Annotated in this window: 11 protein-coding genes; 5 read left to right on the top strand and 6 right to left on the bottom strand. The window is 68.1% G+C overall.

The features are described 5' to 3' along the window. Positions 1-5: 5 nt before the first annotated feature. From ACYP5B_RS23380 to ACYP5B_RS23360, 5 genes are all read left to right on the top strand, one after another. The gene (locus ACYP5B_RS23380; protein ID WP_267604716.1) at positions 6-173 is read left to right on the top strand and encodes a hypothetical protein; all 168 of its coding nucleotides are present in this window, start codon (positions 6-8) and stop codon (positions 171-173) included. Between the two features lie 10 nt (positions 174-183). Further along, positions 184-561, top strand: coding sequence for an adenosylmethionine decarboxylase (speD, locus tag ACYP5B_RS23375; protein WP_400099805.1), 378 nt, complete (start codon positions 184-186; stop codon positions 559-561). A 96-nt stretch (positions 562-657) separates the two neighbouring features. Further along, complete coding sequence (locus tag ACYP5B_RS23370) at positions 658-1098, top strand: Cd(II)/Pb(II)-responsive transcriptional regulator (protein ID WP_318231801.1); 441 nt, start codon at positions 658-660, stop codon at positions 1096-1098. 532 nt (positions 1099-1630) lie between these two features. Next, positions 1631-2050, top strand: coding sequence for a nucleoside diphosphate kinase regulator (rnk, locus tag ACYP5B_RS23365; protein WP_459571243.1), 420 nt, complete (start codon positions 1631-1633; stop codon positions 2048-2050). A 436-nt stretch (positions 2051-2486) separates the two neighbouring features. After that, a complete protein-coding gene (locus tag ACYP5B_RS23360; protein ID WP_267604713.1) occupies positions 2487-2840 on the top strand; it encodes a hypothetical protein in 354 nt (117 codons plus the stop codon). A 238-nt stretch (positions 2841-3078) separates the two neighbouring features. Here the strand turns inward: ACYP5B_RS23360 and ACYP5B_RS23355 are convergent, their stop codons facing one another. The 6 genes from ACYP5B_RS23355 to glxR form a co-directional block, all read right to left on the bottom strand. Further along, on the bottom strand, positions 3079-6177 hold the full coding sequence (locus tag ACYP5B_RS23355) for an efflux RND transporter permease subunit (protein ID WP_459571241.1): 3099 nt from the start codon (positions 6175-6177) through the stop codon (positions 3079-3081). Positions 6178-6332: 155 nt separating this feature from the next. Beyond that, the gene (locus ACYP5B_RS23350) at positions 6333-7076 is read right to left on the bottom strand and encodes a TetR/AcrR family transcriptional regulator (protein ID WP_459571240.1); all 744 of its coding nucleotides are present in this window, start codon (positions 7074-7076) and stop codon (positions 6333-6335) included. 131 nt (positions 7077-7207) lie between these two features. After that, positions 7208-8101: a KPN_02809 family neutral zinc metallopeptidase gene (ypfJ, locus tag ACYP5B_RS23345; protein WP_400099797.1), complete on the bottom strand. Its 894-nt coding sequence runs from the start codon at positions 8099-8101 to the stop codon at positions 7208-7210. A 101-nt stretch (positions 8102-8202) separates the two neighbouring features. After that, a complete protein-coding gene (gene pyk / locus ACYP5B_RS23340; protein ID WP_267604710.1) occupies positions 8203-9681 on the bottom strand; it encodes a pyruvate kinase in 1479 nt (492 codons plus the stop codon). Positions 9682-9754: 73 nt separating this feature from the next. Next, positions 9755-11068: a glycerate kinase type-2 family protein gene (locus tag ACYP5B_RS23335; RefSeq protein WP_459571239.1), complete on the bottom strand. Its 1314-nt coding sequence runs from the start codon at positions 11066-11068 to the stop codon at positions 9755-9757. An 88-nt stretch (positions 11069-11156) separates the two neighbouring features. Further along, positions 11157-12083 carry a 2-hydroxy-3-oxopropionate reductase gene (gene glxR / locus ACYP5B_RS23330; RefSeq protein ID WP_318231795.1) on the bottom strand — a complete coding sequence of 309 codons (927 nt, stop codon included), beginning with the start codon at positions 12081-12083 and terminating at the stop codon, positions 11157-11159. Between the last annotated feature and the right edge of the window lie 122 nt (positions 12084-12205).

Here is a 12205-nt window from a genome sequence, read left to right as displayed (position 1 = left end):
TCAGCGTGCGCCTGCTTTATCTCGTCTACGGCATCATCGTGCTGTTCGGCACGACCTTCTTCAATCTTGGCGAAGCCACCGGCTCCGGCTCGTCCGGATACGCGAGCTCGCGTGGCTGGAGCGGTGGTTCTTCCGGCGCCAGCGGCTGGTCCTCCGGCGGCGGCCACAAATGAGCAGGCTGCCATGAACGCGCCTGTCCTGCCGTGCCCGGCCGTGCTCGGCCACCACTTGCTTGCCGATCTGCAAGGCGTGGCGAGCAATCTGCTGGCCGATGCCGCGCTGGTCGAGCGCGTGCTTTACCAGGCGGCGCAGGCCGCCGGCGCCACCGTGGTCGATGCGCGCTTCCGGCATTTCGGGCCGGGGCTGGGCGTGACCGGGGTGCTGCTGCTCAAGGAGTCGCACATCAGCATCCATACCTGGCCCGAGTACGGCTTTGCCGCCGTGGATGTGTTCATGTGCGGCGCCGCCCGGCCCGAGCTGGCGGTGGAAGTCATGCGCACGGCCTTCGTGCCGCGCACGCTCACGCTGCGCGACCAGGCCCGGGGCCCGGCGCCGGGCTGAGAAGCTGGCAAGGTTTGCCGCGATGGTCTACACTGGCAAGCAACCCCGTAATTACTACAGGGTATTTGCGGAAGTCAGGTCTGGCCTGGAGTCGGGATGCGTATCGGTGAGCTTGCAAAGCACAGCAGTTGCGACGTGGAAACCATCCGCTATTACGAGCGCGAAGGGTTGCTCGACGCGCCCCAGCGCGAGGAAAACGGCTATCGCCGCTACGGCGACGGCCATCTGCTGCAGCTGAACTTCGTGCGGCACTGCCGCTCCCTCGGCATGAGCCTGTCCGATGTGCGCCGGCTGCGCGACTTCGAGCGCGATCCGACACTTGCCTGCGACGATATCAACAGCCTGCTGGATCGCCAGATCGAGCAGATCCACGCCCAGCGCGTGGCGCTGGAGGCGCTGGAAGGGCAGTTGCGGGCACTTCGCCATACTTGCGACCAGCCCCATCCGGCCAGCGAATGCGGCATCCTGCAGAACCTGCAGCAGGCCGCCGCCGGCGCCGCCTGCGAGTGCCATCCGCATCCGGCGAGCCACGCCTAAGGGTTGCGCCCCGGTGCCTGAAGGTGCCGGCTATGCTACGATCCCTTTACCTGCCGCGCACCAAGCTGGTGAAAAAAGCGGCGGGCCGAGTCCGCGACGAAGCCTTTGAGTGAGCCATTGCTCTCGTCAGTTTCACCGCGTGGCGCGCTTTCCCGAATTTCCATCCAATTGCTGCCGCACCCAATGACGCTTTGCTGCCTGTCGCCGATTGCTGTCGAGCTTGCCCCTATCGGGCAGGCCGGCGCGACCGCGCGCGCAGTCCAGGCGCCGCGCGCACAAGCCAAACAGGCGATCGCCTGCCGCCGGATCAGCGTACCGCTTGATCCTGCCCGGTTCCCAGCCTGACGTTCCCCCCAACGCAGGCAAACGCTGAACCGGGCCTAGTCACTCCCTGTTCGCGGTTTTCCAGCCGGTTCTGACCGCCGGTAACGGCCCACCTTATTTCTTGACCTGGTAACGCCAGGAGCCGATCCCTGACGGATCGCTCCAGCCTGTTCCGGGTCGCCGCATCGCCACTTAGCGAGGATTCATCATGACGGCATCGTCCAAACAACAACCGACCCTTTACCTGACCGAGCTCGACGTGACCCGTCTGGAGCGCATCGCGGGCCGCTCCGGCGCCGCGCCCCTGGCAGAAATGCTCGACAGCATCCTCGAGCGCGCTGCCATCGTACCGGCCGAGGCCATTCCCAAGGATGTGGTCACCATGAACTCCAGCCTGCTCTGCGCGCTGGAGGGCGAGGCCGCGCCGCGCCGCTGGACGCTGGTCTATCCGGATACCGCCGATTTCGAGGAAGGCCGCCTGTCGGTCCTGTCGCCGATTGGCCGTGTGCTGCTGGGCGCGCGCGCCGGGCAGACCGTGAGCTACCGCCTGCCGGACGGACGTGAACAAAGCGTCACCGTGGTGGAGCTGTCTTTCCAGCCCGAGGCCAACGGCCAGTACACCGTCTAAGGCCTGGTCAAAAACTTATCCGGCACTTTTTCGGCATTTTCGAGCTTATTCCAGGCTTATCCCGGGCGCCGATCGCGGCGTCCCGGCGCGCGCTCATCAGCGCCGCGCACCCGGCCAACCGCTAGCCCGCGAGCAGGCTCTGCGCCGGCGGACCGGCCTCTGGCCTGGGCTGGCGGGCCATCAGGCATCGCTTCGGCCACCCGCCGCGCCCCCTCGCACGTCCCCCCGGCACGCCATCCAGCGGCCAAGCCGCGCCGTTCGTCCGACTTTCCAGCGTTTCACGACTCGCAACGCACCATTCGTCGCAGTGGTATTTCTCCTTGCCCGCCGAGCCACTAATCTTCAGTCCGTGCCTGCAGCGCAACATAGATTTGCCGGGGCAGCTAGTACAGCAAATTAAAAACAAGAATTACACAATCAGTTGAAGGAGTCCCAAATGAATGCCAAACGCATCCTTGGCAGCGCTCTCGCAGTGCTGATGGTGGCCTCGTCGGCCGCGGCACTGGCGGCGCCCGCCAACAGCAAGGTCGGCAAGTTCGACGTGTACGCCGATGCGTTGCGCGCCGGCAAGTTCGACACGTTCACCGATGGCGCGAAGGCCGGCAAGTTCGATACGTTCACCGACGGCGCACGCCAAGGCAAGTTCGATCCGTACACCGACGGCGCCAAGGCTGGCAAGTTCGATACGTTCACGGACGGTGCCCGCGCCGCTTTCAGTGGCGAGATCGCTGCCAGTTCGCTGGACAACTCGCGCAGCGGCGACGGCTCGCTGTACGGCTACCGGGTCTGATCCGACCCCGTGTTACCTGACGGCCACTTCGGTGGCCGCTTGGGTACCACATTTGCTTCCCCGTTTTATCTCCCACCTGCCCGGCTGACCTCCTCCTCCTTCTCTCTCCCGCCGGGTGGGTGATTTTTACCCGCCGCCCCCCGCCTTAGCTGCCTTTCGTTTTTCCTCCGGCAGTCTCGCAGCACCCTCCACCCCGACCCCCGACCATCCTGAACGCCACTGGCCGGCACGCGCCTTGTCATTCCCGTTCGCGCCCGGCACGCCTGCGCCCGATCAGGACATAGAGCAGCGGCACCGCCAGCGAGCCGATCACGGTGGCGCCCAGCATGCCGCCCAGCACCCCCGTGCCGACCGCGCGCTGCGCGGCCGCGCCCGGCCCGGTGCTGATCGCCAGCGGCACCACGCCGAGGATAAAGGCCAGCGAGGTCATCACCACCGGGCGCAGCCGCTGGCGGGCGGCCTGGCCGGCGGCGTCCAGCAGGTCCATGCCGCCCCGGCGCAACTGCTCGGCGTATTCCACCACCAGGATGGCGTTCTTGGCCGCCAGCCCCATGATCACCACCCCGCCCACCTTGAAGTAGACGTCATTCGGCATGCCGCGCAGCCAGATCGCCACCAGCGCGCCGACGAGGCCCGCTGGCACGATCAGCAGCACCGCCAGCGGCAGGGTCCAGTTTTCGTAGAGCGCCACCAGGCACAAGAAGATGAACAACATCGACAAGGCGAACAGCCACGGCGCCTGCGCACCGCTTTGCTGCTGCTCGAAGGCGCGTCCGGTCCAGCGCACGTCGTAGGCGCCGCCCAGGTCGCGCACCCTGGTCGTGAGGCGTTCCATCGCCGTGCCGGTGCTGTGGCCCGGCGCCACTTCGGCGTTGATGCGCACCGAGGTGAGCCCGTTGAACCGCTCCAGCGTGGCTTCGCCCTTGCCCCAGACCAGTTCGGCGAAAGCGCCCAGCGATACCATGCCGCCGCGCGCATTGCGCACATGCACGCGGGACAGCTTGGCCGGGTCCATCCGGTAGGGCGCGTCCGCTTGCAGGATCACCCGGCGGATACGGCCTTCGCGCGCCACTTCGTCGATATAGCGCGAGCCCAGCGTGGCGGACAGCGCATGGTGGATGGCCTCCGGCTCCACGCCAAAGCTGCGCGCGCGCTCGTAGTCGATGTGCAGGTCGAGCGCCGGCGCGGGCTGGGCGGTGGTGGCGCGCACCTCGCCCAGCGACGGCTCATCCTCGACGGCGGCAAGCAGCTTGTCGCGCGCCGCAAACAGCGCTTCGCGCCCGGAACCGGCCTGCGCCACCAGCCGCATGTCTAGCCCGCCGGTGCTGCCCAGCTCGGGCAGGGCCGCGCCGTTGTACGCGTACAGCTGCGCCTGTCCCCGGCCAGGCCAGGCTTCCAGCCCGGCCTGGAGCCTGGCCAGCACGGCGTGCGCGCGTTCGTCGGCGCCGCGCTCCGACCAGTCCCGCAGCGCCAGGTACATGCTGGCACGTTGCTCGCCGCTGCCGGAATTGCTCCAGCCCAGCACGGCAAAGGTCGAGCGCACGGGATACTTGCCCGCTTCCAGCCAGGTCTCCAGCGCCGCGACGGTGGCGCGTGTGTCTTCCTGCGTGGCGCCGGCCGGCAGCTCCATATCGATCACCAGTTCGCCGGTGTCCTCCTCCGGCAGGAAGCCGGCGGGGATCTGCCACATCAGCACACCGCCGGCCACCGCCAGCGCCAGGTAGATGCCCAGCCAGCGCAGTCGGCGCCGCTGCAGCGCCAGCACCCAGCCGGCATAGCGCGCGGTGAACGCCGTGAAGCCGCGCTCGAACCAGGCCAGCGGGCCGCGCTGCGGATGCGCCGCATGGCGCAGCAGGCTGGCGCACATGGCCGGCGCCAGCGAGAGCGCGAAGAACAGCGAGAAGGCGATGGAAATCGCCAGCGTGATGGCGAAGTGCCGGTAGATCACGCCCACCGCGCTGCCCAGGAACGCCATCGGCACGAACACCGCGCACAGCACCAGCGTGACCGCTACCAGCGCGCCGGACACTTCGCGCATCGAGCGGGTCGCCGCCTCCATGGCGTCCACGCCGTCCTCGCGCATGATCCGCTCGACGTTTTCCACCACCACGATGGCGTCGTCGACCAGGATGCCGATCGCCAGCACCACACCGAACAGCGTGATCACGTTGAGCGACAGGCCAAGCGCGTACAGGCAGGCAACCGTGCCAAGCAGCGAGACCGGCACCACGATCACCGGGATTAGCGTGGCGCGCAGGTTGCCGAGGAACAGGTAGAGGATCAGGAAGACCAGCGCCGTAGCTTCGCCCAGCGTGGTCAGCACGCGCCAGATCGAGCGCTCGACGAACTGCGCGTTGTCGGACGAGATCTCGTAGCGCATGCCCGCGGGGAAGCCGCGCGCGGCTTCGTCCAGCGCGGCGCGCACCGCGCGCGAGGTGGCGAGCACGTTGGCGCCGTCCGCCAGCTTGAGGCCGATGGAGGCTGCCACCCGGCCGTCGTGGCGCGAGCTGTAGCGGTAGTCGCTCGCGCCCAGCTCCACCCGCGCCACGTCGCGCAGCCGTACCAGCGAGGCGTCGCCGCCGGCGCGCACCACGATCTGGCCGAAGGCTTCCGGCTCGGCGAGCGGCCGGGGCGGGCGCACCAGCGCCTGGTAGGGCTGGCCCGGCACCGCCGGCGCGCCGCCGAGCTGGCCCGGGGTGACGTCGCCGTTGCGCGCCTTGATGGCCTGCTCGACATCCGCGGCCGTGAGGCCGTAGGCGTTGAGCTTGTCGGGGTCGAACCAGATGCGCAGCGCGTACTCGGACCCATAGGGCTCCGCCTTGCCGATGCCGGGCAGGCGGCGCAGCATCGGCAGCACCGAGGCGGCGGCAAAATCGCCGAGCGCGGTTTCATCGAGCTGGCTGTTCCCCGACACCAGCGAGACATACATGAAGGGACTGCTGCCGGCCTGGTCCACAAAGATGCCGCCGCGGCGCACCGCCTCCGGCAACAGCGGCTCGGCCTGCATGACGCGGTTGCGCACGTTGACCTGCGCCAGTTGCGCATCGGTGCCCTGGCGAAAGCCCAGCGTGATGGTGGCGGCGCCGCCCTCGCTGCTGGCATCCAGGTAGAGCAGGCCGGGAATGCCGTGCATCTGCTGCTCCAGCACCGCGGTCACCGCGTCTTCCACGGTGCGCGCCGATGCGCCGGGATAGTCGGCGTAGACGATCACGGTGGGCGGCGCCACCGCTGGATACTGCGCGATGGGAATACGGGTGAGGGCGATCAAGCCCGCCACCATGGTGAGGATGGCAATAACCCACGCGAACGCGGGCCGGCGAAGAAAGAAGGACGCCATGGCACTTTTGGATTAATTTGCGCCTGCGCGGCAACTAGCCGCCGCGCAGGCGCAGTGGAATGGATCCGGCGCGCAGGCAAGACGAAACGCGAGATGCGAAGCGCGCCGGGCAGCGTGGCAGAAACGCTGTGGGGGAAGTGTGTTTGGCCGCCGCTCTAGCGGGACGGTCTGGTGAAGCCGCGCAGAACCGCCGCGAGCAGCACCTGCTGGCGATGCGCCAGGGGCTGCCAGTCCTCGCGCGGCAGGTGCTCGAAGGTGATGTCGAGCGCCGCCAACCCATGCACAGCAGTCCATAGCGCGTCGGTGACATCGCCGGGGTCGTACATGGCATCGATCAGCGCGGCGGCCTGCTGGTCATGCACGCACGCCAGCAGCACGGTGCTTACCGGGTCTTCCGGGAAACGCTCGCCCCAGCGCAGGTCGATCGCGCGCTCGGCGTCAGCCGGCAGGCCCATCATCATCATCAGGTGATAGCTGTGGCGGTTGGCCAGGGCCCATGCCACATAGGCATCGAGCACGGCCGGCAGCGCCAGTGCAGGCGTGCCGGCGGCGGCGCGCGCGTCGGCCAGCGCTGCGGCCAGGCGTACCCAGTCCTGCGCGCACAGCTCGAACAGCAGCGCGGTCTTGTCTTCGAAATGCCGGTAGATGGCGGCCGCGCTATAGCCGCAGCGCTCGCCGATGCGGCGCAGCGTGACGCCGCTGAATCCCGCCTCGGCAAACAAGGCGCGGGCGGCATTGAAAAAGGCTTCGCGCACGTTTTCGCGCCGCAGCGCGGCGCCGCCGGCCCGCACAACGGACGCGCCGGCACGTGCGGCAAGCGGCGTGGCGGGTGCTGCTGTAGCGGGTGCATTCGCGGGCGGGGCCGACAGGCTGGATTGCGTTGGGCGGGTGGCGGACATGGCCGCGATTATAAACACGGCTCACTTTGTGAACAACGTTCACATGGCGAATTCGGCACAAACCATGGCCCCTCAAGCGAGGGGAACGCTGCCCGGGACCCCGGCGCAGCGCAGCAATATGGGTGGATGAATCAGAGTTGCTTGGCCGCGAAGGTGTCGCACTTGCGGATGTCGCCGCTGGTCAGGCCCTGGCGCAACCAGCGCGTACGTTGCTCGCTGGTGCCGTGGGTGAACGCTTCCGGCACGACATAGCCCTGGGCTTGCTTTTGCAGGCGGTCGTCGCCGATGGCGGCGGCGGCCTTGAGGCCTTCCTCGATATCGCCGGGCTCCAGCAGTTGCTGGTTCATGCGTTCCGCGGTGGCGGCCCACACGCCGGCCAGGCAATCCGCCTGCAGCTCCACGCGCACCGACAGCTGGTTGGCCTGCGCCTCGCCCATGCGCCGGCGCGCGGCGTCGACCTTGCCCGACACGCCGAGCAGGTTCTGCACATGGTGGCCGATCTCGTGGGCAATCACGTAGGCCTGGGCAAAATCGCCGCCGGCCCCGAAGCGCTGGCGCAATTCATCGTAGAAGGCCAGGTCGATGTAGACCTTCTGGTCGCCCGGGCAATAGAACGGCCCCATGGCCGACTGGCCGCTGCCGCAGGCGGTGGGCGTGGCGCCCGAGAAGATCACCAGCGTGGGCGGCGCATAGCGGCGGTTGAGATCGGTCTCGAAAATATGCGACCAGGTGCGCTCCGTGTTGCCGAGCACCTTGCGCACGAAGACCGTCATCTTGTCGTTGGCGGGGGGATGGCTGGGCACATGCTGCTGTTGCGGCGCGTGCTGCTGCGAGCCCTGCAGCACCGAGGCGCCCTGCATGATCACGGAGGGGTCGATGCCAAAGAAATAAGACGCTGCCAGCGCCACCAGGATGGTGCCGATGCCGAGCGTCTTGGGCCCCGCGCCGAAGCCGCCGAAACCGCCGGAACCTTCACCCCGGCGGTCTTCAACATTCTGGCTTTCGGCTTCGTCGTCGAGACGCATGGTGGCTCCGCATTACTGGTTGATCGCCGCGGCAAACAGTTGGCCGCGGCGTGTCGATCAGTATAGCAACGGCAATGCCGCCGGCCCATGCGTGGGGTGTATCAGGCGGTAACCGCTGGCGTCGTGCTGGCAGCACCCAGCGCCTGCGTCTTGCCCGGCTCCGCGCCGCTGATCTCAGCCACGCGCAGCAGGTTGGTGGTGCCGCCCTGGCCAAACGGCATGCCCGCCGCGATCGTGATCTGGTCGCCGGGTACCGCATAGCCTTCGACCAGCGCGGCGCGGGTGGCGGCATTCACCATCTCGTCCACGCTTTGCACATCCGGACTGACGGTGGAATGCACGCCCCAGGCAAGCGCCAGCCGCCGCGCGATCTCCAGGTTCGGCGTGATGCTGACGATGGGCGCGCACGGCCGCTCGCGCGCCGCGCGCAGCGCGGTGGAGCCCGACGAGGTGTAGGTGACGGTGGCCACCGCGCCGATGATCTGCGTGACTTCGCGCAGCGCTGCGCAGATCGCATCCTGGCGCGTGGACAGCGGCGCTTCGTGGCCCGCGTCCAGCAGGTTGCGGTACAGCGGGTCGCGTTCCACCTCGGTGATGATGCGGTTCATGATGGCCACCGCCGGCACCGGGTGGCGGCCGTTGGCCGACTCGGCCGACAGCATCACCGCATCGGCACCGTCATAGATCGCGCTCGCCACATCGGACGCCTCGGCGCGCGTGGGCACCGGCGAATCGATCATCGATTCCAGCATCTGCGTGGCGATCACGATGGGCTTGCCGTGCTGGCGGCAGATGCGCAGGATGCGCTTTTGCACACCCGGCACGCGCTCCGGCGGCAGTTCCACGCCCAGGTCGCCGCGCGCCACCATCACCGCGTCAGACACGCGCACGATTTCTTCGAGCTGCTGCAGCGCGGCGGGCTTCTCGATCTTGGACAGCACGCCGGCACGGGTGCCGATGATCTCGCGCGCTTCCACGATGTCGGCCGGGCGCTGCACGAACGACAGCGCGATCCAGTCCGCGCCCAGCGCCAGCGCGAAGTCGAGATCCTTGCGGTCTTTCTCGGTCAGCGCGGGGATCGGGATCACGGCGTCGGGCACGTTCACGCCCTTGCGGTCGGACAGCGTGCCGTGGTTGACCACGCGCGTGGCAATGCTGCCGCTGGCCACCGCCTCGATCCTCAACTGCACCTTGCCGTCGTCGATCAGCAGCGACTGGCCCGGCGCGGCCACGCGGAACAGCTCCGGATGCGGCAGGTGCACGCGGGTGGCGTCGCCCGGGCTGGGATCGCTGTCGAGCACGAACGCGTCGCCGGCCTTGAGCGCGACCTTGCCCGCGGCAAAGGTGCCGATGCGCAGCTTGGGGCCTTGCAGGTCGGCCAGCACGGCGATGGGCCGGCCGGTCTCGGCCTCCACCTGGCGCACCGCGTCGTAGCGGCGCTTGTGGTCGTCGTGCGAGCCGTGGCTGAAGTTCAGGCGGAATACATCCGCCCCGGCTTCGAACAACTGTCGGATCACTTCGATGTCGGTGCTGGCCGGTCCGAGCGTGGCAACGATCTTGGCTTTGCGCTGGCGTCTCATTTTGTCTCCTCTTCCAATCTCGGGCGGCGCGCAGCAAACGGCGCGCCTTTGTTCAAACACGTGGCTTACACACTTACACAATCAGGATGGCGCGGAAATCATTCACGTTGGTACGGGTCGGGCCGGTGACGATCAGGTCGTCCAGGCCGGCGAAGAAACCGTAGCCGTCGTTGTTGCCGAGGTGCGCGCGTGCGGACAGTCCGCGTGCCGCGGCACGGGTCAGCGTATCGGGCGCTAGCAGCGCGCCGGCGTTGTCTTCGGAGCCGTCGATGCCGTCGGTGTCGCAGGCAATGGCATGCACGCCCGGCAGCCCGTCCAGTGCGACCGCGAGCGCCAGCAGAAATTCGGCATTGCGCCCGCCGCGGCCGCTGCCGCGCACCGTCACCGTGGTCTCGCCACCGGACAGGATCACGCAGGGCTTCCTGAACGGCTGACCATGCTGCGCGACCTGGCGCGCGATGGCGGCATGCACCAGTGCCACGTCGCGCGACTCGCCTTCGATGCTGTCGGACAGGATGTGGGCTTCAACGCCCAGCTCGCGCGCACGCGCTGCCGCGGCTTCCAGCGATTGCTGCGCGGTGGCGAGCGTGACGCTGCGATGGCCGTTGAAACGCGCATCGCCGGGCTTGGGCGTTTCGCCCGCGCCGCTCTCCAGTTGGGCGCGCACATTGGCGGGCACTTCGATGCCGTACTTCGCGATCACCGCCAGCGCGTCGGCGCAGGTGGTGGCGTCGGGCAGGGTCGGGCCGCTGGCGATCAACGTGGGATCGTCACCGGGGATATCGGAAATCAACAGTGTCTCGACGCGGGCCGGCGCGCAGTGCAATGCCAGCCGGCCGCCCTTGAGGGCCGACAGGTGCTTGCGCACGCAGTTCATCTCGCCGATGTTGGCGCCGCTCTTTAGCAGCGCTTTGTTCACGGCCTGCTTGTCGGCAAGCGTTAAGCCGTCGGCCGGTGCGGCCAGCAGCGCGGAGCCGCCGCCGGAGATCAGGCACAGCACCAGGTCATCGGCGGTGAGGCCCTTGACCAGTTCCACCATGCGCTGCGCGGCGCGCTGCCCGGCTTCGTCGGGCACCGGGTGCGCGGCTTCCACTACCTCGATGCGCTGGCACGGCGCGCCATGTCCATAGCGCGTAACAACCAGTCCGGAGATCTCGCCTTGCCAGTGCGCCTCCACAGCCTGCGCCATGGCGGCGGCGGCCTTGCCGGCACCGATCACCACCGTGCGGCCCTTGGGCGGCGTGGGCAGTTGCGGCGGCAGGCAATGGCTGGCGCTGACCGCGGCAACCGCGGTATCGAACAGGTCGCGCAGCAGGGCGCGCGGATCGGTGAGTCCGGCGGGGCGGGCAGGCACCAACAGGGTGGAGTGGGAATCGGTGGCGTACATGACTGGATCCGGAAGTGCTGCGCCCCGGCCGCGAACGGCCGGGGAATGACGCTGGCCTGCCTATGCAGGCAGGCCGTGATGGTGCTGCTTACTTGGCGCCGCCCTTGGCGATCTCATGGTTCGACATGATCTCGATGGCGCGGCACAGTGCCGAGTGGTCTTGCTTGCCCAGGCCATTGGCGGCGCAGGTGTTGAACAGCTCCTGCGCGGTGGCGGTGTTGGGCAGTGCCACGCCCAGCGCCTTCGCGCCTTGCAGCGCCAGGTTCAGGTCCTTCTGGTGCAGCTCGATGCGAAAGCCCGGATCGAAGGTACGCTTGACCATGCGCTCGCCGTGCACTTCCAGGATGCGCGAAGCCGCGAAGCCGCCCATCAGCGCCTGGCGCACGCGCGCCGGATCCGCGCCCGCCTTGGAGGCGAACAGCAGCGCTTCGGACACGGCCTGGATATTCAGCGCCACGATGATCTGGTTGGCCACCTTGGTGGTCTGGCCGTCGCCGTTGCCGCCGACCAGCGTCACGTTCTTGCCCATCAGGTCGAACAGCGGCTTGACCTCGTCGAACGATTCTTGCGGTCCGCCGACCATGATGGTCAGCGATGCGGCCTTGGCGCCCACTTCGCCGCCGGAGACCGGTGCGTCCAGGTAAGCGGCGCCCAGCTTGTTGACGCGTGCGGCGAAGTCCTTGGTGGCGATCGGCGAGATCGAGCTCATGTCGACCACGATCTTGCCGTGCGCGGCTTCCTTGCCCGCGCTCTTGAGCGCGGCGGCCACGCCCTTCTCGGCGAACAGCACGGCTTCCACGTGCGGGGTGTCCGGCACCATGATCACGATGATGTCCGCGCGCTTGGCGACTTCCTCGGCACTGGTGCAGACCGTGACGCCGGCATCGACCAGCACTTGCGGAGCGGGGTTGACGTCATGCACGAACAGCGTGTGGCCGGCCGCGCGCAGGTGGCCCGCCATCGGTGCGCCCATGATGCCCAGGCCGATAAAGCCGACGTTGCGTTGGTTTGCCATGTGATGTCTCCTTGATGGGATGTTGAAATCTGTTTTGGTGATATTTGGGGCGTTGAACGAAGCGACCGGATGCGCCAGCGCCGCCTGCCATGACGACAGGCTGTTGCTCCCTCTCCCCTCAG

It is taken from the genome of Cupriavidus sp. 8B (assembly GCF_054589115.1).
Note: the sequence above shows the minus strand (reverse complement) of the source record. Positions and strands in the feature narration are given on the sequence as shown.

Coding starts and splice junctions, on each gene's coding strand:
- ACYP5B_RS23335 (WP_459571239.1), bottom strand. CDS start 11,068: ATGTACGCCACCGATTCCCACTCCACCCTGTTGGTGCCTGCCCGCCCC.
- pyk (WP_267604710.1), bottom strand. CDS start 9,681: ATGAGACGCCAGCGCAAAGCCAAGATCGTTGCCACGCTCGGACCGGCC.
- ACYP5B_RS23360 (WP_267604713.1), top strand. CDS start 2,487: ATGAATGCCAAACGCATCCTTGGCAGCGCTCTCGCAGTGCTGATGGTG.
- rnk (WP_459571243.1), top strand. CDS start 1,631: ATGACGGCATCGTCCAAACAACAACCGACCCTTTACCTGACCGAGCTC.
- ACYP5B_RS23370 (WP_318231801.1), top strand. CDS start 658: ATGCGTATCGGTGAGCTTGCAAAGCACAGCAGTTGCGACGTGGAAACC.
- speD (WP_400099805.1), top strand. CDS start 184: ATGAACGCGCCTGTCCTGCCGTGCCCGGCCGTGCTCGGCCACCACTTG.
- ACYP5B_RS23350 (WP_459571240.1), bottom strand. CDS start 7,076: ATGTCCGCCACCCGCCCAACGCAATCCAGCCTGTCGGCCCCGCCCGCG.
- glxR (WP_318231795.1), bottom strand. CDS start 12,083: ATGGCAAACCAACGCAACGTCGGCTTTATCGGCCTGGGCATCATGGGC.
- ACYP5B_RS23355 (WP_459571241.1), bottom strand. CDS start 6,177: ATGGCGTCCTTCTTTCTTCGCCGGCCCGCGTTCGCGTGGGTTATTGCC.
- ypfJ (WP_400099797.1), bottom strand. CDS start 8,101: ATGCGTCTCGACGACGAAGCCGAAAGCCAGAATGTTGAAGACCGCCGG.